The sequence below is a fragment of the Blastococcus sp. TF02A-35 genome, from assembly GCF_004571075.1.
Lineage (GTDB): Bacteria > Actinomycetota > Actinomycetes > Mycobacteriales > Geodermatophilaceae > Blastococcus.
The window spans coordinates 51842-73203 of the sequence record NZ_SPQP01000007.1 but is presented as its reverse complement, the minus strand read 5'-3'; the positions used below and the strand labels follow the sequence as shown (position 1 = coordinate 73203).

General features: G+C 75.5%; 21 protein-coding genes and 1 pseudogene. 10 read left to right on the top strand and 12 right to left on the bottom strand.

Features of this window, described 5'->3' with window-relative positions:
- Positions 1 to 3: 3 nt before the first annotated feature.
- Genes E4P43_RS05105 through E4P43_RS05095 form a run of 3 tightly spaced genes read right to left on the bottom strand, consistent with a single transcriptional unit; the run spans position 4 to position 3368 of the window.
- The gene (locus tag E4P43_RS05105) at positions 4 to 1122 is read right to left on the bottom strand and encodes an NAD-dependent epimerase/dehydratase family protein (protein ID WP_135144335.1); all 1119 of its coding nucleotides are present in this window, start codon (positions 1120 to 1122) and stop codon (positions 4 to 6) included.
- A 41-nt stretch (positions 1123 to 1163) separates the two neighbouring features.
- Positions 1164 to 2513 carry an MFS transporter gene (locus E4P43_RS05100; protein ID WP_135144334.1) on the bottom strand — a complete coding sequence of 450 codons (1350 nt, stop codon included), beginning with the start codon at positions 2511 to 2513 and terminating at the stop codon, positions 1164 to 1166.
- Positions 2514 to 2540: 27 nt separating this feature from the next.
- A complete protein-coding gene (locus tag E4P43_RS05095) occupies positions 2541 to 3368 on the bottom strand; it encodes an alpha/beta fold hydrolase (protein ID WP_135144333.1) in 828 nt (275 codons plus the stop codon).
- 73 nt (positions 3369 to 3441) lie between these two features.
- On the opposite strand from E4P43_RS05095, the gene idi reads away from it, so the two are divergent.
- The 4 genes from idi to E4P43_RS05075 all read left to right on the top strand — a co-directional run bounded on the left by idi (position 3442) and on the right by E4P43_RS05075 (position 6076).
- Positions 3442 to 3990, top strand: coding sequence for an isopentenyl-diphosphate Delta-isomerase (idi, locus tag E4P43_RS05090; protein ID WP_135144332.1), 549 nt, complete (start codon positions 3442 to 3444; stop codon positions 3988 to 3990).
- A gap of 101 nt (positions 3991 to 4091) precedes the next feature.
- Positions 4092 to 4940, top strand: a complete 849-nt coding sequence (locus E4P43_RS05085) for a polysaccharide deacetylase family protein (RefSeq protein ID WP_135144331.1) — start codon at positions 4092 to 4094, stop codon at positions 4938 to 4940.
- An 89-nt stretch (positions 4941 to 5029) separates the two neighbouring features.
- Positions 5030 to 5803 (top strand): SDR family oxidoreductase, encoded by a 774-nt coding sequence (locus E4P43_RS05080; RefSeq protein ID WP_135144330.1) that lies wholly within the window; start codon positions 5030 to 5032, stop codon positions 5801 to 5803.
- A gap of 21 nt (positions 5804 to 5824) precedes the next feature.
- On the top strand, positions 5825 to 6076 hold the full coding sequence (locus E4P43_RS05075) for a hypothetical protein (RefSeq protein ID WP_135144329.1): 252 nt from the start codon (positions 5825 to 5827) through the stop codon (positions 6074 to 6076).
- Positions 6077 to 6088: 12 nt separating this feature from the next.
- On the opposite strand, the gene E4P43_RS05070 is transcribed toward E4P43_RS05075, so the two are convergent.
- The 4 genes from E4P43_RS05070 to E4P43_RS05055 all read right to left on the bottom strand — a co-directional run bounded on the left by E4P43_RS05070 (position 6089) and on the right by E4P43_RS05055 (position 11401).
- The gene (locus E4P43_RS05070; protein WP_209313737.1) at positions 6089 to 7183 is read right to left on the bottom strand and encodes a M20/M25/M40 family metallo-hydrolase; all 1095 of its coding nucleotides are present in this window, start codon (positions 7181 to 7183) and stop codon (positions 6089 to 6091) included.
- Positions 7184 to 7251: 68 nt separating this feature from the next.
- Entirely contained in the window at positions 7252 to 9615 is a 2364-nt protein-coding gene (locus tag E4P43_RS05065) for a SpoIIE family protein phosphatase (protein ID WP_135144328.1), read from the bottom strand.
- A complete protein-coding gene (locus E4P43_RS05060; RefSeq protein ID WP_135144327.1) occupies positions 9612 to 10250 on the bottom strand; it encodes a biliverdin-producing heme oxygenase in 639 nt (212 codons plus the stop codon). The genes E4P43_RS05065 and E4P43_RS05060 overlap by 4 nt, the downstream gene beginning before the upstream one ends.
- The gene (locus E4P43_RS05055) at positions 10250 to 11401 is read right to left on the bottom strand and encodes a PucR family transcriptional regulator (RefSeq protein ID WP_135144326.1); all 1152 of its coding nucleotides are present in this window, start codon (positions 11399 to 11401) and stop codon (positions 10250 to 10252) included. Before E4P43_RS05055 ends, E4P43_RS05060 begins: the two co-directional genes overlap by 1 nt.
- 128 nt (positions 11402 to 11529) lie before the next feature.
- On the opposite strand from E4P43_RS05055, the gene E4P43_RS05050 reads away from it, so the two are divergent.
- Positions 11530 to 12459 carry a proline dehydrogenase family protein gene (locus E4P43_RS05050; protein WP_135144325.1) on the top strand — a complete coding sequence of 310 codons (930 nt, stop codon included), beginning with the start codon at positions 11530 to 11532 and terminating at the stop codon, positions 12457 to 12459.
- Positions 12460 to 12515: 56 nt separating this feature from the next.
- Positions 12516 to 14141: an L-glutamate gamma-semialdehyde dehydrogenase gene (pruA, locus tag E4P43_RS05045; RefSeq protein ID WP_135144324.1), complete on the top strand. Its 1626-nt coding sequence runs from the start codon at positions 12516 to 12518 to the stop codon at positions 14139 to 14141.
- An 18-nt stretch (positions 14142 to 14159) separates the two neighbouring features.
- On the opposite strand, the gene E4P43_RS05040 is transcribed toward pruA, so the two are convergent.
- Complete coding sequence (locus E4P43_RS05040; protein ID WP_135144323.1) at positions 14160 to 14591, bottom strand: Lrp/AsnC family transcriptional regulator; 432 nt, start codon at positions 14589 to 14591, stop codon at positions 14160 to 14162.
- Between the two features lie 124 nt (positions 14592 to 14715).
- Here E4P43_RS05040 and E4P43_RS20425 point away from each other — a divergent pair.
- Both E4P43_RS20425 and E4P43_RS20420 read left to right on the top strand, forming a co-directional pair.
- Positions 14716 to 15069: pseudogene (locus tag E4P43_RS20425) on the top strand (ornithine cyclodeaminase); the annotation flags it as partial.
- 86 nt (positions 15070 to 15155) lie between these two features.
- Positions 15156 to 15746 (top strand): hypothetical protein, encoded by a 591-nt coding sequence (locus E4P43_RS20420; protein WP_245158942.1) that lies wholly within the window; start codon positions 15156 to 15158, stop codon positions 15744 to 15746.
- 24 nt (positions 15747 to 15770) lie between these two features.
- Here E4P43_RS20420 and E4P43_RS05030 read toward each other — a convergent pair whose 3' ends face one another.
- The 4 genes from E4P43_RS05030 to E4P43_RS05015 all read right to left on the bottom strand — a co-directional run bounded on the left by E4P43_RS05030 (position 15771) and on the right by E4P43_RS05015 (position 19160).
- Positions 15771 to 16115, bottom strand: coding sequence for a hypothetical protein (locus tag E4P43_RS05030; protein WP_135144322.1), 345 nt, complete (start codon positions 16113 to 16115; stop codon positions 15771 to 15773).
- Positions 16116 to 16175: 60 nt separating this feature from the next.
- Positions 16176 to 17009, bottom strand: a complete 834-nt coding sequence (locus E4P43_RS05025; RefSeq protein ID WP_135144321.1) for an ABC transporter permease subunit — start codon at positions 17007 to 17009, stop codon at positions 16176 to 16178.
- Complete coding sequence (locus E4P43_RS05020) at positions 17006 to 17938, bottom strand: ABC transporter ATP-binding protein (protein WP_135144320.1); 933 nt, start codon at positions 17936 to 17938, stop codon at positions 17006 to 17008. The genes E4P43_RS05025 and E4P43_RS05020 overlap by 4 nt, the downstream gene beginning before the upstream one ends.
- Before the next feature lie 112 nt (positions 17939 to 18050).
- Positions 18051 to 19160, bottom strand: a complete 1110-nt coding sequence (locus E4P43_RS05015) for an NAD(P)-binding domain-containing protein (RefSeq protein ID WP_209313735.1) — start codon at positions 19158 to 19160, stop codon at positions 18051 to 18053.
- Between the two features lie 220 nt (positions 19161 to 19380).
- Here E4P43_RS05015 and E4P43_RS05010 point away from each other — a divergent pair, with 220 nt between their 5' ends.
- A complete protein-coding gene (locus E4P43_RS05010; protein ID WP_135144318.1) occupies positions 19381 to 20634 on the top strand; it encodes an ATP-grasp domain-containing protein in 1254 nt (417 codons plus the stop codon).
- Between the two features lie 60 nt (positions 20635 to 20694).
- Complete coding sequence (locus E4P43_RS05005; RefSeq protein WP_135144317.1) at positions 20695 to 21192, top strand: DUF4396 domain-containing protein; 498 nt, start codon at positions 20695 to 20697, stop codon at positions 21190 to 21192.
- The last annotated feature ends 170 nt before the right edge of the window (positions 21193 to 21362 follow it).

The following is a 21362-nucleotide window of genomic DNA, read 5'->3' as shown; positions in this document are numbered from 1 at the left end:
CGCCTAGTTCGCGCGCGGGCCCGGGGCGTTGGCCGGGTCGCCTGCCGGATCGAGCTGTGGCCCACCGGCGGGCCGCAGCAGCGGCCCCGGCGCGCCGACGCCGTTGCCGAGCGCGGCGACGAACTGGCGCAGCACGTCGTCGCCGCGGTGGAACGGCGCCCAGTCCAGCAGCTTGCGGGCCCGGCTGGTGTCCAGCGCCGGGACCTGGGTGCCGATGTCGAGCCACCCCGGCTCGGTCGGCACCACGTGGGCGGCGTGCGCCGCGGCGAGGCCGGCGCGCAGGGCGAACGCGGGCGTGGGCACCCGGAAGGTGCCCAGCGCCTTGGCCAGGGCGTCGGCGTCCATCAGCGGCTCGGCGGCCAGGTTGAACGGGCCGGGGGCGCGGCGGTCGATCATCCGCTCGATGGCGTCGGCGACGTCGTCGGCGTGCACGAAGGAGATGGCCAGCGCGGGCAGCGGCAGGGGCAGCAGCTTCGCCACCGACCCCGGCAGCATCCGCGCGGCGCCGAGCAGCAGCGGGCCGAGGAAGTAGCGGCCGATCTCGCTGCTGGCCTCCGGCTGCAGCACGAGCGTGGGGCGGACGACGGTCACCGTGGTGTCCCGGTGCCGGCCGAACACCTCGCGGACCACCCGCTCGGCCGCGGACTTGTCGCGGCTGTACTGGGCGCTGGGGATGCCGGTGGTCGGCCAGTCCTCCTGTACGCGGTGCCCGCGGGCGCCACCGGCGTAGGTGCCGATCGAGCTCATGTGCACGAACTGGCCCACGCCCGCCGCGGCGGCCGCCCGGGCCACGCGCCGGGTGCCCTCGACGTTCACCTCGTGCAGGAGGTCGGGGTCGCGCCCCGGCTGCAGCGCCCACGCCAGGTGGACGACGACGTCGGCGCCGGCGACGAGCTCGGCGATCTCCCGCTCGCTCGCCGCCTCGCCGAGGTCGGCCAGGTGCCAGCGGACGCCGTCGTAGGGGGCGACCGACGGCGGACGGCGACGGGCGAGCCCCCGGACCTCGGCCACCCCGGCGGAGGCGGCGGTGAGCCGGCGCAGCAGGGCGGTGCCGACGTTGCCGCTGGCACCGGTGACGGCGACCGTCGTGCCGGCCAGGTGACCGGGGGAGAAGTTCGGCATGCCCTCCCGCTACCCGGCCTTCCCCGCACCAACCGGTGAGGTCAGGCCGAGGACCCGGCCGGCTCGGCGGACGGCGTCTCGCTGTCCAGCGCCCGGCCGCGCAGCTCGGGGAGGCCGAGGGCGGCGAGCGAGCCGAGGACGAAGAACGCCGCGAAGGCACCGAAGACCATCCCGGTGCCGCCGGCGCCGAGCAGCGGCGGGACGCACAGCGGCGCCGCGATCGAGGCGAGCCGGCCGAAGCCCGCTGCCGCGCCGGCCCCGGTCGCCCGCAGCGCGGTCGGGTAGATCTCCGGCGTCACCGCGTAGAGCGCACCCCAGGCGCCGAGGTTGAAGAACGAGAGCACCATGCCGGTGACCAGCACGGCGGTGTCGCCGTCGGCGGCGGCGAACATGCCGGCGCCGGCCGCGGAGCCCAGGAGGAAGGTGACCAGCGTCGGCCGCCGGCCCCACTTCTCGATCAGGACGGCTGCCGCGGCGTACCCGGGCAGCTGGGCGAGGGTGATGACCAGCGTGTAGCCGAAGGACTTGACCAGCGAGAAGCCGTCGTTGAACAGCAGGGTGGGCAGCCAGACGAAGGCGCCGTAGTAGGCGAAGTTGATGCTGAACCACACCACCCACAGCGCCACCGTGCGGTTGCGCGTGGCCGCTCCCCAGAGCGCCCGGGCGCCGGGCGAGGCCACCGGCCGGGCGGGCGGCGAGTCCACCGGTGCCACCCCGGCCGCCGACTCGAAGCGGCGCACCGCGGCCTCGGCCTCCTCGGTCCGGCCGCGCTGCTCCAGGAACCGCACCGACTCGGGCAGGCCCCGCCGGACGACGACGGCGTAGAGCGCGGGCGCCGCACCGAGGGCCAGGGCCCAGCGCCACCCGTCGTCGCTGCCGGGGACCACGAAGTAGCCGATGAGCGCCGACAGCGTCCAGCCCACGGCCCAGAACGCCTCGAGCAGGACGACCATCCGGCCGCGGATGCGCGCCGGGGCGAACTCGCTGACCAGGGTCGAGGCCACCGGCAGCTCGGCGCCCAGGCCGAGGCCGATGACGAACCGGAAGACCAGCAGCGCGCCGACCGACCACGACAGCGCCGCCGCGCCGGTCGCCAGGCCGAAGACCAGCAGGGTGAGCGCGAAGACCTGGCGCCGGCCGAAGCGGTCGGCCAGCAGCCCGCCGAGCGTCGCGCCGAGGGCCATGCCGGCGAAGCCGATCGAGCCGATCCACGACAGCTCGGTGGGGGAGAGGCCCCACTGCACCGCCAGCGCCGCCATGACGAAGGAGATGAGGCCGACGTCCATCGCGTCCAGGGCCCAGCCCATGCCCGAGCCGACGACCAGCCGACCGTGCTCGCGGGTGTAGGGCAGCCGGTCGAGGCGCTGGGCGCGGGTCAGCGGCGACGTCATGCGCGGCAGTCTCCCAACCCGGGCGGGTCAGCCGCGCACGTGGGCGGTGACGAGCCCGGCGGTCCGGTCGGCGGCCAGCTCCGGGATCCAGTGCGTCACGTCGTCGAGGACCTCGAGCCGGTAGGGCGCGTCCACGAAGCGGGCGGTGTCCTCGGTGGCGGCGCGGCCGAGGAAGGCGTCGCCGGTGCTCCACACGTGCAGGGTGGGCACCCGGACCTTGCCCACCGGGTCGCGGCCGCTCCACGGGAGCGCCCGGTACCAGCCGATGGCGGCCGAGAGGGCCCCTGGCTCCTGCATCTTGCGGACGTAGCGCTCGACCGCCTCGTCCGGCAGGCCGCCGTGCCTCAGCATCCGCCGCAGCGCTGCGCCGTCGCCGGCCAGCAGTAGCTGCTCGGGCACGAGCGGGAGCTGGAAGAGGCCCATGTAGTACGAGCGCAGCGCCTGGTCGCTGGTCACTATGGCGCGCGCCATCGCGCCCGGGTGCGGCACTGAGAGGGCGGTGAGCGTGCGCACCCGGTCGGGGTGCCAGGCGCCCAGCGCCCAGCCCACGATGCCGCCCCAGTCGTGGCCGACGACGTGCGCCGACTCCAGGCCGGCGGCGTCGAGCAGCGCGAGCACGTCGGCGGTCGTCTCCCGGAGCCGGTAGTGCTGCCGGCCGCGGGGCCGGGCCATCGGCGAGTACCCCCGCTGGTCGGGGGCGAGCGTGCGCAGCCCGTGCTGGTGCAGCGCGGGGGCCACCAGGTCCCAGGCGGTGGAGTCCTGCGGGAACCCGTGCAGGAGGACGACGGGCTCGCCGTCGGTCGGTCCGGCGTCGCGGACGTCGAAGGTCAGGCCGTCTCGGCGGAAGCTGTCCACCCGGTGACTGTGCCCCGCGCCGCCGCCGGCCGCACGGGGACCGCCTGGGCACGAGGTCCGTCGATCGGGGACCATGGGCGTCGTGACCGCCTCCCCTGTCGAGCTGATCGTGCTGGTCGACGACGACGGCAGGGAGATCGGCACGATGCCCAAGCCCGAGGTGCACCACGGGGAGACCCCGCTGCACCGGGCCTTCTCGGCCTACCTGTTCGACGACGCCGGCCGGCTGCTGGTCACCCGCCGGGCGGAGGACAAGGCCACCTTCCCCGGGATGTGGACCAACACCGTCTGCGGGCACCCGGGCCCGGGTGAGGACGACGGCGACGCGATCGCCCGCCGGGCCGGGTTCGAGCTCGGCCTCGGCGTCTCCGACGTCCGGCCGGCCGTGCCCGGGTACCGGTACCGAGCGGAGTTCCGCGGCGTCGTGGAGAACGAGATCTGCCCGGTCTACGTCGGCCGGTTCACCGGCACCCCCGCACCCGAGCCCTCCGAGGTGTGGGAGTGGGAGCTGCTCGACTGGGCCGCGTTCCGCCGCCGCCAGGAGACCGAGGGCGACGCCTGGTCGCCGTGGTGCCGGGAGCAGGCACGGCTGATCGAGGCAGCCGGGCTGCACACCGTCTGACGGTCACCCAGCGAGGTCGGCCGGTCGCGGTACGAACCGGTCCGGCGCGTCGCCGCGCGCCCTCCCGGGCATGCCGCGCGGCGCTCACTAACTTCCGCCGCATGGACCGACGACGGTTCCTGCTCGCCCTCGCGGCCGGTCTGGCAGGGACGGCAGTGGCACGTGGTGCGACCGGGCTGGGCGACGCCGTCGGCCCGGCCGCGGCCCCTCCGGGCCCGGGGGCGGCGGTCCGCGTGCTGGAGCCGGCCGCACCTCCCACCGCCGCCGGGGTCGTGCCCGTGCCGCCGCCCCTCGGCGTCATCGACACCCTGCCCGGGGAGGGCAACGCGCTGGCGCTCACGATCGACGACGGCACGAGCTCCGAGGTGGTCGCGGCCTACGCCCGGTTCGCCGCGGACAGCGGCGTCCGCATGACCTTCTTCCCGAACGGCCGCTACGCCTCCTGGGAGGAGAACGCCCCGCTGCTGCGCCCGCTCATCGACTCCGGGCAGGTCGCGATGGGCAACCACACGTGGTCCCACCCCGACCTGACGACCCTGGGCGACCAGGAGGTGGCCGAGGAGATCCGGCGCAACCGGGACTTCCTGAGCAACACCTTCGGGGTGCGGGACAGCCCCTTCCTCCGGCCGCCGTTCGGGGCGCACGACGAGCGCGTCGACCGGATCTCCGCCGACCTCGGCCACCCGACCATCGCGATGTGGGACGGCACCATGGAGGACTTCCGGGTGCTGACGCCGGAGGAGCTCATGGCGGCCGCCCGGCAGTGGTTCAACCCGCAGACGATCGTCGTCGGGCACGCCAACCAGCCGTCGGTCACCAAGGTCTACGGGGCGCTGCTGGAGCTGATCGCCGAGCGCGGGCTGCAGACCGTCACCCTCGCCGACGTCTGGGCGACGCCCGGCCAGCGGGTGCGCGGGGCGCGCGCCTCCGGGCGCGTGACGACCGGCTAGCTGCCCCCGCCGGTCCGACCTGCGGCGGTCCCCGTTGTCCGAGAGGCTGTCGGGGACCGAACACGCACGACGACGGAGGAGCTTGCTGCATGGACGCGCCGCTGAAGGGCCGGGTCGCACTCGTCACCGGAGGGGCCAGCGGGCTGGGACGGGCCACCGCCCTGGCGCTCGCCGAGGCCGGTGCCCACGTGGCCGTCGGCGACATCAACGCCGCGGGCAGCGAGGAGACGCTCGGCCAGGTGACCTCGGCCGGTGGCTCCGGCGAGGTCGTCGCGCTCGACGTCACCGACGACGGCAGCCGGCGCGCGGTGGTCGAGCAGCTGTTCGACCGGCACGGCGACGCCTTCGACGTCCTGGTCAACGTCGCTGGCATCGACCGCCCCGGCTACATCACCGACATCGACCTCGAGGACTACCGCCGGGTCATGGCGGTCAACTGCGAGGGTCCCATCTTCCTCACCAGCGAGTTCATGAAGCGGGTGCAGCACCTGCCGGAGGGCCGCACCGCCGACGTGGTCCACGTCGTGTCGCTCTCGGCCATCACCTCCGGCAGCGGCGCCATCGCCTACAACGGCTCCAAGGCCGGCTTCCTGAACGCGACGAAGTGCATCCAGCGCGAGCTGCGGGAGAAGGCGGTCCGGGCCGAGGACGGCAGCGAGCGGCCGTTCCCGTGCCGGGTGCAGAGCGTCATCCCGGCGGCCATGGACACCCCGATGATGGAGCAGTGGGGCATCCCCGGGCACCTGATGATGCCGCCGTCGGCAGTGGCCGACGCGATCCGCACGCTGGTCACGCTGCACCCGGCGGCGTTCATCCCCGAGATGCAGATCGTCCCCCGGCTCGAGCCGAACTTCCCCCGCTGACCCACGGTGAGGAACAGCCGCGTGAACGCTCCCGACGACCCCACCCCGGACACCGCGATGGCGTCGGGGGCGGACGCGGGGCCGCCCGGCGGCCACCTCGGCCCCGGTGACCTCGCGCCCGACGAGGAGCGGCTCCTGGCCGCCCTGGAGCGGGACGCCCGGTCCGGCGACCCGGTCGTGGCGGGGACGACCGCCGTCGTCCCCGCGCCGGACGGCGCCGGACCCCCGGACGACGGGCTGACCCCCACGTTCACCGCCCCCGAGGGCGGCTGACCCCGCCAGGGGTCAGCGCGGCCACCGGGCGGCGACACCGGTGAGCAGGGTGGCCGCGTCCTCGAGCTCGCCCAGCTCCGCGTACTCGTCGACGGCGTGCATGACCGCCGGCGTGCCGGGTCCCCACACCACGATCGGGGCGCTCCCGACCACCTGGCCCAGCACCGACGCGTCGGTGAAGTAGGTGGCCGGGGTCGGGAGCACCGGCGCGGGCAGGGTGGCGACCCACGGGTCGTCGGCCGGGGTGCCCACCGGCGGGAGGTCCACGCGGACGTCGACGTCGGCGACCTCGGGCTGGTCGCGCCACCAGGCGAGGAGGTCGGCGCCGTCGGTGACGGTCCGCATGTCGATGACCGCCTCGGCCCGGTCGGGGACCACGTTGGGCACCGTGCCGCCGGAGACGGTCCCGCAGTTCCACGTCTCGGCCCCCAGGAAGGGGTGGCTGCCCAGGGGGAGCGCGCCGGGGGCCCGGGAGAGGACCGCGACGAGGTCGAGGACGGCGTTGTGGCCGCGCTCCGGGGTGCTGCCGTGCGCCGCCCGCCCGGCGGTGCGCACCGCCACCCACAGCGCGCCCTTGTGGCCGAGGACGACCTGGTTGCCGGTGGCCTCGGGGACGACGACCGCACCGACCGGGAGCTCGGCCACCGCCCCGGCCGCGGCGGCGGCGCCCTGGGAGCCGATCTCCTCGTCGCTGGTCAGCAGCAGGGCGACGGGGACCTGCGGGTCGGTGGCGGCCAGCGCGGCCGCGGCGGCGACGAGCCCCGCCTTCATGTCGCTGGCGCCCCGGCCCCAAACCCGGCCGGCCTCGACGTCGGCTCCGAACGGGTCGCGCTGCCACGCCCCCGGGTCGGGGACCGGGACGGTGTCGACGTGGCAGGCCAGGAGCAGGTGCGGGCGGGTGGGGTCCGTGGGCGTCCGGAGCAGGCTCCACGGCTGGTCCGGGTCCCGGCCGACGCGGACGTCGAGGTGCGGGGCCCGCTCGCGCAGCACCTCGGTGACCATCCCCATGCAGTCCCGCTGGGCCGCGGCGCTGCCCGAGACCGTCGGTCGACGGACGAGCTCGCGCACCAGGGCCGACGCGTCCAGTTCCGTGGTCCCAGCGCTCATGGACCGATCCTGCCCGGGTGCCGGTGCCCGCGCAGGGCCTGCGCCACCCGGCGACCGCCGGGGTGCGGTCAGCGCTCCTGCGGTCGGAGGCGGACGGCGACGAGGGCGACGTCGTCCTCCGCGCCCTCGGGCATCAGCCGGGCGATGAGCCGGTCGCACAGCTGCTCGACCGGCAGTCCCCGCAGGTCCGCGAGCGCCTCGCCGAGCAGGTCCACGCCGTCGTCGAAGACCTGGTCGCGGCGCTCGACGAGCCCGTCGGTGTAGAGCAGCAGGGTGGAGCCGCGCTCGATCTCGGCCTCGTACTCGGTGCGCGGCAGGCTCGGGTCCACGCCGAGCAGCAGGCCGGGGCGGGCGGACTCCAGCAGCCGCTGGGTGCCGTCGGGCGCGACCACCAGCGGCGGCAGGTGGCCGGCGCTGGCCCAGCGCAGCCGGGTGACGCCGCGGCCGCGCTCGTCGGCGGTCTGCTCCAGCCGGCCGACCAGCACGGTCGCCATCGCGCCCAGCGCCAGGCCCTCGATGGTGGCGTCCAGGCGGGAGAGCACCGAGGCCGGCCCGGCGCCGTTGTCGTAGGCGATGCCGCGCAGCAGGCCGCGCAGCTGCGCCATGGTCGCGGCCGCCTGGGTGTCGTGGCCGACGACGTCGCCGATCACCAGCATCGTCGACCCGTCGGGCTGCCGGAACACGTCGTACCAGTCACCGCCCACCTGCGCCTCGCGCGCGGCCGGCACGTAGCGCACCCCGACCTCGAGGTGGTCGGGCTCCGGCGGCTCGGAGAGCAGGCTGCGCTGCAGCGTCTCGGCGGCCCGCACGATGCTGCGCGACCGGGCGTAGAGCGCCTCCAGCAGGTGGGTGCGCAGCTCGGTGACCTCGGCGACCTCCTGCGCCGTCCACGGCTCGGAGCGGCCTCGGACGGTCTCCCGCCACCGGTCGAAGGACTTCCGCGGGCTGAGGCGGACCTCGTCGCCCTCGCGCTCGGCGATCGCCTTGTTGTGCGGGTCGCCGCCCCAGTCGATGTGCCGCACGGCCTCGCCGCGGAACCACAGCACGTACTGGCCCTCGGGCAGCGGCAGGACGAGCACGCCGCACGCGACCTCGGTGGGGGCCGGCAGGTGCGGCGCGTCGGTGGCGAGGGCGTCGGTGGCGACGACGTCGTCACCGCGGGCGGCGGCCCAGGCCGCGATGTCGTCGGCCAGCGCCTGCGGGAGCTCGGCGCCGGCGGAGCCGCGGTGCCCCTGCAGGTGGACGACGACGCCGTCGGCGTCCAGCACGTCCAGCAGGCCGGGGCGGCCGAGCAGCGTCTCGCTCAGCGCCCGGTCCTCGTCGAGGGCCGCGGCGGTCAGCGTGGTCAGGGTGGACCGGACGCGCAGGGCGCGCTGGACCTCGTCCTCCGCGACCCGGTCGATCAGCCGCACCGACAGCGTCGAGCCCAGGAACTCCGCGGCGGCGCGGGTGGCGTACGGCGGGGCGTGCGGGCCGCTGTAGTGGTGGCAGGCGATGAGGCCCCACAGCTTGTCGCCGCGCAGCAGCGAGATCGACATCGAGGCGCGCACGCCCATGTTGTGCAGGTACTCGACGTGGATGGGGGAGACGCTGCGCAGCGTCGAGTAGGTGAGGTCCAGCGGCCGGCCGGTGACGGGGTGCTCGACGGGGTGGATCGGCACCGGCGCGTAGTCGACGTCGGAGATCAGCCGGATCCAGTTCTTCTCGTACAGTGCCCGGGCCTGCGCCGGGATGTCCGAGGCCGGGTAGTGCAGGCCGAGGAAGGAGTTGAGGTCCTCGCGCTTGGCCTCGGCGACGACCTCGCCGTTGTAGTCGGCGTCGTAGCGGTAGACCATCACCCGGTCGAAGCCGGTGAGGGACCGCACCGCCCGGGCGGTGATGTCGTACAGCTCCGGGAGCGACGAGGCCCGGTTGAGCTCGGCCACCGTGCCGCGCACGGCCTGGTAGGTGTTGGGGAAGGAGAACGGCCGCGGCCCGCGGGCCGGCTCGAGCTCCACGACCAGGCTGGAGACCGGGAGCTCCTGCGTGGCGACCGGCCCGTCGCCGGCGTCGACGGTGCCCCGCTCGACGATCGCGCGGTGCAGCAGCGCGTCGACCGGCACCGGGTCGCCGTCGAGGTCGAGGGTGACCTCCACCGGGTTGCGCTCGCGGAGGTCGCCGAAGGCGCTGGCCGAGCGGATGACCGCCCCGGCCGCGGCGACGCCGAGGACGTCGGCGAGCGGGCGACCGATCGCGTCCTGCCAGGCCACGCCGGTGAGGTCGGCGAGGTTGGCCGACACCTGCTGCACGACCCAGTCGGGGTCGCTGACGGCGATCAGCACGCCGCGGGGCTGGATGCTGCCGGGGATGTGGATCGGCTCGCGCTCGCAGTTGGAGAGGTCGATCGGGGTGCCGGGGGCCAGGAACTCGATCTCGCGGTCGACGTCGGTCATGCCGGCACCTCCTGGGCGCGCGCGGCCGGGGCGCACCACTCGGCCAGCGTGCGGAAGGTGTCGCGGGCGGCGGCCACGATCCGGTCGACGTCGCCCCCGGCGGCCACGTGGGCGCGGGTGGCCCGGCGGAATCCCGCCCACATGGCGCCGGTCTCGGCGCCGTAGGGGGAGAACGCGCGGATGCGCACGTCGGCGAGGGTGGGCAGCGTCGCCAGGTGCCGGTCGATGAAGGTCCCGCCCAGCGTCGAGCCCTCCAGCACGTACAGCCGGCCCAGCGCCTCGTCGGTGCCGGTGACCGCGGGCAGGCGGGGGGCGCCGGCCGGTGCGGGCGCCCCGAGGGTGGCGAGGTCCGCGGCGAACAAGTCGGCGCGCCGGCGGCGGGGCCAGTCCACGGCGCTCGCGGCCTCGGGGGAGCGGGCGGCCCACTCGTCCAGGCCGCTCTCGGCGGCCACCCAGAAGCCGTGCATCAGCCCGAGCGCGCGCCCGAGCCGGTCGCGGTCGAGCCGCGGGTCCAGGAGGTCCAGGGTGCGCTCGACGGCGTCGTGCTCCGGGGCCGTCCCGGTGCGCAGCAGCCGCAGGACGTCGTCGCTCCCGCTGCGGTCGTCCTGGTGCGCAGTCGTGTCGTCCGCAGCCATCACGGTCGAGGGTAGGTGACCGGCCCGGGCCGGGGGCGGTCGACTCGGGACAGCCGTGCCGCACGCAGCCCGGTGTGCAGCAGGAGGCGGTCGTCGCCCTCGGCGAGGTCCAGGCCGGTGACCGCGGCGATCCGGCCCAGCCGGTAGTAGAGCGTCTGCCGGTGGATGCCCAGGGCCTCCGCGGTGCGCGCCGCGCTCCCCGCGCAGTCGAGGTTGGTCTCCGCCGTCGCGGCGAGCACCGGGTCGGCCAGCAGCGGCAGCACGACCGGGTCCGGTCCGGGCAGCCCGGTGACCGGTCGCCAGGCGCCGAGCTCGGCCCAGTGGACGACCGGCGAGAAGCGCTCGACCGCCGCGGCGACCCGGGCGGCGGCCCGCGCCTCCCGCCACTGCTCGGCCAGGTCGGCGGTGCCGCGGCGCACGGCGGAGACCCCGGCGGTGCTGCCGGCCGGGAGCGACCGGAGGGAGGCCGCGGCCAGCGCGCCGGCCGGGCGCAGGTCGGTCGTGGACGGCAGCGGGACGAGCACGGCCACCGGGCCGTCGTCCACGAGGGTGGCGACCGCACCGGCCGCGGGCAGCCGCCAGCCGGGAGGGACGTCCCCGGACGGGGCGAGCGCGACGAGCACCTGGGCGCCGTCCTCGGTCAGCCGGTCGGCGAGCCGCCGTCCCGCCTGGGCGCGGGCGGCCGGGCGTCCGGTGAGGGCGTCGGCGAGGATCCGGCCGAGGTCGTCGGCGGGGCGGCCGGCCAGCAGCCGCCCGACGTGGGCGGCCAGCTCCATGGCCCGGGCCAGCGCCGGGTCCTCGTCGTCGTCCGGGTCGACCCGGCCGCCGTCGAGGAGCCACAGGTACCCCCGCGTCGCTCCCTCGTGCCGCACCGGGAGCACCAGCCGGGTGAGGATGCCGGCCGCCGGGTCCGCCGGCGTGCGCAGCGGTCGGGTCGCCGAGGCGATGCCGAAGTCCTCGAACCAGCGGCGGGTCGCCGCCGCCGACCCCCGGGTCAGGATCGACCGGGTGCGGACGGCGTCCATGGGGTCCGCGCCGCTGTCGTCGTGCGCGCAGAAGGCGAGGAGCGTGAACGACGCGTCCTCGAGCGTGGCCGGCGCGGCCAGCACCCGCGACACCTCGTCGACGAGCTCCTGCAGGTCGTCCCGCATGAACCTCCCCTTCTCGTACATCCGTATGAGAGCAGACGGCCGGAGTCCCGACATCTGCACCTGGCCCAGACGGGTGGGGGTGCCTAGCGTTCAGGGCGAGCCGGTCGGTCGTCGCGGGAGGTGCCGTGGTGTTGCAGAAGGTCCTGCTGGGCGCCTCCCGGCGGCCCGGCCTCCGCGCCGCCGTCACCCGCACGCCGGCCACCCGCCGGGTCGTCGACAGGTTCGTCGCCGGCGAGCACCTGGACGACGCGCTGCGCGCCGTCGGCGAGCTGTCCGCCGACGGCATCGCGGTCACCCTCGACCACCTGGGCGAGGACGTCACCGACCGCGCCCGGGCGCTGCGCACCCGCGACGCCTACCTCGCGCTGCTCGACGGTCTCGCCCCGCTCGCGCTGGGGCCGGCCGCCGAGGTCTCGGTCAAGCTCTCGGCCTTCGGCCAGGCGCTCCCCGACGGCGGGCACGACGTCGCCCTGGAGCTGGTGCGCCCGGTCGTCGAGGCCGCCACCGCGATGGGCACGACGGTCACGCTGGACATGGAGGACTCCCGCACCGTCGACTCGACGCTGGCCGCGCTCGCCGAGCTGCGCAAGGAGCACCCCGGGACCGGTGCGGTGCTGCAGGCGATGCTGCACCGCACCGAGGACGACGCGAAGGCGCTCGCGGTCACCGGTTCGCGGGTGCGGCTGGTCAAGGGCGCCTACGACGAGCCCGCGTCGGTGGCCCACCAGCGGAAGGCCGACGTCGACGCCGCCTACCTGCGCTGCCTCGAGCTGCTCATGGCCGGCCCCGGGTACCCGATGGTCGGCTCGCACGACCCGGCGGTCGTCGCGCGCGCCCACGAGCTGGCCGCGCAGCACTCCCGCGCCGCGGCCTCGTGGGAGGTGCAGATGCTCTACGGCATCCGCCCCGACGAGCAGCGCCGGCTGGCCGCCGCCGGCACCCGCGTCCGGGCCTACGTGCCCTACGGCGCCGACTGGTACGGCTACTTCGTGCGCCGGCTGGCCGAGCGCCCCGCCAACGTCGCGTTCTTCCTGCGCTCCCTCGCCACCCGCCGCTGACCCCCGAGGGCCGAAATGGCCATTTCGGCCCTCTCCGTCGTCCGGAAAGGACCCCCATGGACGCCATCACCCGGGTGCCGGCCCCGCGCAACGAGCCGGTCCTCACCTACGCCCCCGGCACGCCCGAGCGCGACGAGCTGCAGCGCCGGCTCGCCGAGCTCGCCGCGGACCCCGCAGAACTCACCAGCACGATCGGCGGCCGGCAGCGCATGGCCGCGGGCGACCGGTTCGACGTCGTCCAGCCGCACCGGCACTCCGCCGTCCTCGGCACCGCGGCGCACGCCACCCACGGCGACGCGCAGGACGCCGTCCGCTGCGCGAAGGAGGCCGCACCGGGCTGGGCCGACCTCTCCTTCGACGACCGCGCCGCGGTGTTCCTCCGCGCGGCCGAGCTGCTCGCCGGCCCGTGGCGGCAGACGCTGAACGCCGCGACGATGCTCGGCCAGAGCAAGACCGCGCAGCAGGCCGAGATCGACAGCGCCTGCGAGCTGGTCGACTTCTGGCGCTACAACGTGCACTTCGCCCGCGAGATCCTGGCCGAGCAGCCGGAGTCCTCACCCGGGGTCTGGAACCGCAGCGACCACCGGCCGCTGGAGGGCTTCGTCTACGCGGTCACGCCGTTCAACTTCACCGCGATCGCCGGCAACCTCCCGACCGCACCCGCGCTGATGGGCAACACCGTCGTCTGGAAGCCCGCCCCGACCCAGCAGTTCGCCGCGCACTTCCTCATGCGGCTGCTGGAGGAGGCGGGCCTGCCGCCGGGCGTGATCAACATGGTCACCGGCGACGGGATCGCGGTGTCGGAGGTGGCGCTGGCCGACCGCGACCTCGCCGGCATCCACTTCACCGGGTCCACGCCTGTCTTCCAGCACCTGTGGCGCACCGTCGGCGAGAACATCGCGAGCTACCGCGGGTACCCGCGGGTCGTCGGCGAGACCGGCGGCAAGGACTTCGTCGTCGCCCACCCCTCGGCCGACGTCGACGTGCTGCGCACGGCACTGGTCCGCGGCGCCTTCGAGTACCAGGGCCAGAAGTGCTCGGCGGCGTCGCGGGCCTACGTGCCGCGGTCGGTCTGGGCCCGGCTGCGCGACGACCTGGTCGGCGTCACCGAGTCCCTGTCGATGGGCGACGTCACCGACCTCTCGCACTTCATGGGCGCGGTGATCGACCGGAAGAGCTTCGCGAAGCTGTCCGGCGTCCTCGACCGGGTCGACGCCGACCCGGCGCTGTCGGTCGTCGCGGGCGGCACCGCCGACGACAGCGAGGGCTTCTTCGTGCGGCCCACGGTCATCGAGGGCACCGACCCGGGCCACGAGGTCTTCACCACCGAGTACTTCGGCCCGCTGCTGGCGGTGCACGTCTACGAGGACGCCGAGTACGAGGCGGTCCTCACCCAGATGGAGTCCGTGGCTCCCTACGCCCTCACCGGAGCGGTCATCGCGCAGGACCGCGCGGCGATCGCGCACGCCCAGCGGTTCCTGCGCCACGCGGCGGGCAACTTCTACGTCAACGACAAGCCGACCGGCGCCGTCGTCGGCCAGCAGCCCTTCGGGGGTGGGCGCGCGTCGGGCACGAACGACAAGGCCGGCGCGAAGCAGAACCTGCAGCGCTGGACGTCGACCCGCTCGCTCAAGGAGACGTTCGCGCCGCCGACCGACCACCGCTACCCGCACATGGGCTGAGGGACGCGCCGGGCGGTCTCAGCGGAGCACGGAGGTCAGCAGCAGGCTCGTCTCGCTGTTGAGGACGCCGGGCACCGAGCGGATCCGGCCCAGCAGCCGGTCGAACTCGGCCAGGTCGCTGGTGCGGGTCTCGGCGACGAGGTCCCAGGCGCCGTTGGTCGAGTGCAGCGCCTCGATCTCGGGGAAGCCGCGCAGCCGGTCGATGACCTGGTCGGTGGTGCGCCCCTCGACCTCGATCAGCGAGACGGCGCGCACCCCACCGGTCTCCGCCTCGTCGCGCACGCGCACCGTGAAGCCGATGATCACGCCCTCGGCCACCAGCCGGTCGATGCGGCTGGTCACCGTCGCCCTGGTGACGCCGAGCCGCCGGGCCAGCTCGGCCACGGGCGTGCGCCCGTCCTCCCGCAGTGCCGACAGCAGCCGCCGGTCGAGGTCGGTCAGGGTCGCCATGCGCGGATCGTATGGGCCCGGGCCTCGTTCTGGTCATCCGCCGACGCTGGATCGCGCACTCTGCTCATTGCCCGTGCAGATCGCCCACTCCTAGCGTTCTGCGCACCGAGAGGGGGCAGCGGGCATGACGACGTTCGTGGACGTGCGCAACATGGTCCGATGGATCGCCGAGGCAGGTCCCGAGCGCGTCATCGCGGGCCTGACCGGCTACGTCGAGGACGACTTCCGCCGGTGGCAGTCCTTCGACAAGACGCCGCGGGTCGCCAGCCACACCCCGTTCGGCGTCATCGAGCTGATGCCGACGAGCGACGGCGAGACCTACGCGTTCAAGTACGTCAACGGCCATCCGGGCAACCCCTTCCGCGGGTTCCAGACGGTGACCGCGTTCGGGGCGCTGGCCGACGTCTCCACCGGCTACCCCGTCTTCGTCGCGGAGATGACCCTGCTGACCGCGCTCCGGACCGCGGCGACGTCGGCCATGGCCGCGCGGCACCTGGCGCGGCCCGACGCGCGGCGGCTCGCTTGGTCGGGGCCGGCAGCCAGTCGGAGTTCCAGGCGCTGGGGATGCGCGCCGCCCTCGGTATCCGCGAGGTGTCGGTGTGGGACACCGACCCCGCCGCGATGGCGAAGCTGGCCGGCAACCTGGAGCCCCTCGGCTTCGACGTCCGGGTCGCCTCCTCCGGCCGGGATGCCGTCCGGGGCGCGGACGTGGTGACGACGTGCACCGCGGACAAGTCCCACGCCACCGTGCTGGCCGCGGACTGGGTCGAGCCCGGCATGCACCTCAACGCCATCGGCGGCGACTGCCCGGGGAAGACCGAGCTGGACCCGGCGGTGCTGCTCACCGCGGACGTGTTCGTCGAGTACACGCCGCAGACCCGGGTGGAGGGCGAGATCCAGGTCATGGGCCCGGACCACCCGGTCACCGAGCTGTGGGAGGTCGTCACGGGCCGGGCGCCGGGGCGCACGGGTCCCGAGCAGGTCACCGTCTTCGACTCCGTCGGCTTCGCCGTGGAGGACTTCTCCGCCCTGCGCTTCGTGCGCGACGCCGTCCGCGGCACGCCGTGGGCCGAGCAGATCGACCTGGTCGCCGAGCCGGAGGACCCGAAGGACCTGTTCGGCATGGTCACCGCGCTCACCCCCATCGGGACCTGACCCGGGCGCGGGACGCCGGGCCGGTCAGGGGAGGCGGGCGACCGCGGCCTGCAGCGACCGGATGAGGAGGATCTCCTCGCCGGAGCGGCGCAGCCAGGTCCGCAGCCCCTCCGGGTCGTCGCGGTGGGAGTCGCGCAGCTGGCCCAGCTTGAGCTGCCGGGTGCTGGCCTGCGCCCGCTGGGCGGTGGGCAGCGTCCGGCCCTCGGCACGGGCGATGGCGGTGAGCCCCGCGCCGACGAACACGAGGTCGCGGACCTCCGTCAGCCCGGCGAGGAGCTCCTCGGCCGCGTCGTCCTCGTTCTCCGACAGGTGCGCCAGCAGCTTCTCGGCGCGGAGGCGCCCCTCGGCCGCGGGGTCCGGCGTGGTCATGGCACCACTGTGCCCCGGCCGGGGCGGCCGGGGCACAGCGGGGTCGGGCGGGCGGCGGGGTCAGGCGTCGCGCCGCCGGAAGACCAGGTACCCGACGAGCAGCACCGCCGCGACCTCGGCGCAGAAGACACCGAAGCCGGCCCACGGCTCCAGGAGGTTCGGGTTGAACGACACCGGGGTGGCGACCGAGGCTCCGGCGTTGCCCGGCATGAGCTTCGACGTCCACTCGCCCCAGGCCCCGGGCAGGAGCACGACCATGGTGCCGACGACGAAGACCAGCGCCAGCACGATCGACAGCGCGGCGGCGGTGTGCCGGACGAGGAGGCCGACGGCGGCGGCGAACAGCCCGAGGCCGGCCATGTAGAGGCCGCTGCCGAGCATGGACCGCAGCACCCTGTCGTCGGACAGGGCCAGGCCGATGCCCTCGCGGTCGAGGAAGAAGTTGCCGGCGAAGAAGCCGGCCACCGCGGTGAGCGTGCCCGCGACGAACAGGGTGCCGACGAGGACGACGGACTTCGCGGCCAGGACCGCTCCGCGTCGCGGCGTGGCGGCCAGGGTCGCGCGGATCATCCCGGTGCCGTACTCGGTCGTGACGGCGAGCGTGCCCAGCACGATCGCGGTGATCTGGGCGAACGTCATCCCGAAGGTGACGAAGGAACCGGGGTGCTCGTCGGCCTCGCTGCTGGCCAGCCACTCGGCGTTGGTGGCGCAGACCAGCGCGGTCAGGCCGGCGCCGAGGACGAACATGGCCACGACCGACCAGGCGGTCGAGCGGACGGACCAGAACTTGATCCACTCGGCGCGGACCGTCTCGGCGAAGCCCGGGCGGCGCACGCCCGGGACGTTGCGGTTCGGGTCGAGGCGGACCGTGGTGTCGGTGGCGGTGACGGTCATGAGTGGGCCCCTGCGGGAGTACGGGCCGGGGCGTGGGCCGAGTACTCCACGCTGTCGGCGGTCAAGGTCATGAAGGCGTCCTCGAGCGAGGACCGGACGAGGGTCAGCTCGTGCAGCAGCAGGCCGTTCCGGCCGACGAGCTCGCCGACGCCGGCGGCGTCGAGGCCCTGGACCCGGAGCTCCTGGTCGTGGACGGCGACGTCGAGCCCCTCGCGGCGGAGGAGGTCGGCCACCTCGCCGCGCTGGGGGCTGGCGACCCGCACGTAGGACGCGGCGTGCTCGCCGATGAACTGCGCCATGGAGCAGTCGGCCAGGATGCGGCCGCGGCCGACGACGACGAGGTGGTCGGCGGTCAGCGCCATCTCGGACATGAGGTGGCTGGAGACGAACACCGTGCGGCCCTGGGCCGCCAGGTCGCGGGCGAGGGTGCGGACCCAGCGGATGCCCTCGGGGTCCAGGCCGTTCACCGGCTCGTCGAGGACGACGACGGGCGGGTCGCCGAGCAGCGCGACCGCGATGCCCAGGCGCTGGCCCATGCCGAGCGAGAACTTGCCCACCCGCTTGTCCGCCACCGCGTCCAGACCGACGAGGCCGAGGACCTCGTCGACCCGTGCCCGCGGGATGCCGTTGCTCGCGGCCAGCCAGCGCAGGTGGTCGCGGGCCGAGCGGCCGGGGTGCAGGGCGCGCGCCTCGAGCAGCGCGCCCACCTCGCGCAGCGGGGCCGGGTACTCCTGGTAGCGGCGGCCGTTGACCGTCACGCTGCCCGACGTCGGCCGGTCCAGCCCGAGGATCATCCGCATCGTCGTCGACTTGCCGGCGCCGTTGGGGCCGAGGAAGCCGGTGACGCGGCCCGGCTCGACGGTGAACGTGACGCCGTCGACGGCGGGCTTGGCGCCGTAGGTCTTGGTGAGTCCGCGGGCGGCGATCATGCGATCGCCCCGCCGCCGGTCGGGGGAGTGGTCATGCCAGGAGCCTGTCGGCGCGGCGGTCCTGGATCCATCGGGGAGCGCCCTGATCGGACCCTGAACCCTCCCTGAGGGCTCAGGCGGTGCGGGACAGGGGAGCACCCGGGCGGAGCTCGCGGCGCAGCGCGCGGGCGGCGGCCTGGCCGGCCCGGTTGGCCCCGATCGTGCTGGCGGAGGGGCCGTACCCGACGAGGTGGACCCGGGGCTCGCCGACGACCTGGGTGCCGTCGAGGCGGAAGCCGGCGCCCGGCTCGCGCAGGTGCAGGGGGGCCAGGTGGCCGACGGCCGCCCGGAAGCCGGTGGCCCAGAGGATCACGTCGGCGGCCACGAACCGGGGTGGCCGGGTGGGCGTGGCGTCCCAGGCGACGCCGTCCTCGGTGATCCGGTCGAACACCGGCAGCCGCTCCAGGACGCCGCGGTCGAGGCCGTCGCGGATGTAGGGGGTGGAGACCAGCAGCCCGGTGAGGCCGACGACGCTGCCGGGACGGCGGCCCTGGCGCACGGCCTCCTCGACTTTCGCGACCACCTCGCGGCCGGCGTTCTCGTCGAAGACGCCCTCGCGCCACACCGGTGGCCGGCGGGTCACCCATGTCGTCGAGGTGACGCGGGAGATCTCGCCGAGCAGCTGGGTGGCGGAGGCGCCGCCGCCCACGACGACGACGTGCTGCCCGCGGAACTCCTCGGGCGAGCGGTAGTCGACCGTGTGCAGCTGGCGGCCGCGGAACAGCTCCTGGCCCGGGTAGCGCGGGACGAACGGCCGGGTCCAGGTGCCGGTCGCGTTCACCAGGCCCCGCGCCGTCCAGTCGCCGTGGTCGGTCTCGACGCGGAACCGGCCGTCGTCGGTCCGGCGGACGGCCGACACCCGGACCGGCCGGACGACGGGCAGCTCGAAGTGCCGCTCGTACGCGGCGAAGTAGGCGGGGACGGACTCGACGGCCGGTGCGCGGTCGTCGTCGGGGGTGAAGGGGAGGCCGGGGAGGTCGTGCACCCGGTGGGTGGTGCCGAGGGTCAGCGACGCCCAGCGGTGGCGCCAGGCGCCGCCGGGAGCCGGCTCCCCGTCGAGGACGACGAAGCCGCTGCCCCGCTCGAACCCCTGCCGCGCGAGGCCCCAGGCCGTGGAGAGCCCGGCCTGGCCGGCGCCGACCACCACGACGTCCACGTCGCGGGGGGCGGGTGCGCTGGTCACACCCAGGGGAACCCGCCGGGGTGCCGTCCCCTTCCCCTCGCGGACCGGCGTTCGCCCGTTCGTGACAGGGCGCGACAGATCCCTTCCCTGTGAAACCAACCGACCGGTATGGTTCGCCGAACTCAGCGAGCGACGGGGGGCAAGGCCCATGACGGGGTCGGGTGCGAGCGGTTCCGATGTCCTCCAGACGTGCCCTGGAGCCGACCGCTGGTTCGTCGCGGTGGAGCTGCCGCACCGCCCGTCGGCAGGGTGCCCGGAGCTCGGCGCGGGGGACCGGCTGGACGAGCCGGGCGCTGCCCAGCTCGAGCGGGCCCGCGCGCGGGGCCTCCGGACCGCGGTGCTCACCTGCGACCGGGCGTCCTACGGCGAGGACGTCGACTGGCTGGTGGACCGGTGGGTCGAGTGCGACACCCGGCAGGCCGGCGCCGTCGTCGCCGCGGTCGAGGCCCTCGCGGGGGCGCCCGTGGCCGTGACGAGCGTCGTCGACGGGTTCCTGGAGCCGGCCGCGGTGGCGGCGCGCGTCCTGGGCCTGCGGGGCCCCACGCCCGGCTCTCCGGCCCTCGCGAACGACGAGACGGTCCTCCGGGCCGCGGTCGCGGCGGCGGGTGTGCCGGTCGCCCCGTGGGTGTCGGTCCCGGCCGGCGACCCGGCGCTGACCGCGGCCGTCGGCTACCCGTGCGTCGTCGCGCCCGTCGACGGTGGCCGTCGCTGGGACGTCGCCCTGGTCGCCGACGACGGCGAGCTCCGGGCGCTGGCCGCCCGGCACGCCGCGCGCGCCTCGCTCGGGCCGGGCGTGCAGCCGCAGGGCCGGCTCCTGGTCGAGCAGTACGTGCACGGCCCGCGGTTCGCCGCCGACGGGCTCGTCGCCGACGGGCGGCCGGTGGTCCTGGCGTGGTCGGACCAGGTGATGACCCCGCCGCCGGAGTGGGCCGAGCTGGCGACGACGGCCACCCGGCAGCCCCCGCTCGCGGACGCCCCCGCCTTCGTCGCCGCTGCCCTCGCCGCGGCCGGCTACGACTCGGGGCCGTTCCACCTGGAGTTCGTGCTCGGCCCCGCGGGACCGGTGCTGACCGCGCTGCACGCGCGGCCGGCCGAGCCGGGCGCGCAGCTGTGCGTGGACCAGGTCGGCGGTGTCGACTCCGCGGACGCGGCGGTGGCGCTGCTCCTCGGGGAGCCCCTGCCCGAGGTCCGGGCCGACCGGGCGGCTCCCGCGTGCACCCGCGTCTCGCTCCTGTCGCACACGGCGGGGCGGGTGCGCGGCGTCTCGGGGGTGCGCGACGCCGGGGCCATCCCCGGGCTCCTGGTGGCGGAGGTCTTCACCTCCGTGGGCGGACGGACCGAGCCGCCCGGGTCGCCGACCGCCCACCTCGGGCACGTCGTCGCCGTGGGCGCCACGCCCCAGCAGGCCAGCCGGCGGGCGGCGTACGCGCTCGACGGCATCCACGTGGACGTGGAGCTGCTGCAGCCGGTGTGAGGCCCTTGCGCTTGGTACCCCTAGGGGGTATCACCGGAGCGTCGTCGAGAGGAGACCTCCGTGAACGCGCACACCGGGCACCCGGACCACACGCACGCTGCCCACGAGGCGGCCCCGAGCGCTGCCGTCAGCTGGGCCTCGGCCGCGCAGGCGACGCTGCACTGCCTCACCGGCTGCGCCATCGGCGAGGTGCTGGGGATGGTGATCGGCACCTCGGCGGGGCTCCACGACCTCGCCACCGTGGCGCTGTCGGTCACGCTCGCCTTCCTGTTCGGCTATGCGCTCACCATGCGTGGCGTGCTGCGCGCCGGGGTGCCGTTCCGGCAGGCCCTCGGTGTCGCGCTGGCCGCGGACACGCTGTCCATCACCGTCATGGAGGTGGTGGACAACGGGGCGATGCTCGCCATCCCGGGAGCGATGGACGCCGGGATCGGCAGCGCCGTCTTCTGGGTGGCCCTGGCCGGCGCGCTCGCGCTCGCCTTCGTCGTCACGCTCCCGGTGAACCGGTGGCTGATGAGCCGCGGGCGCGGGCACGCGGTCGTGCACGCGCACCACTGATCCGAGCGTCCTCACCCTCCGTCAGAGGGCGGTCCCCCGATCGGGCGGGCGCCGTCCCCCGGCCGGGTGCCGCGCCGCCAGGACGATGACACGGGGTCACCGGCGCGGGCGAGGGTGGCCCGGTGCGGGGGAGGAGCCGAGGGCGCAAGGTGGCGGAGTCGGTCGTGGTC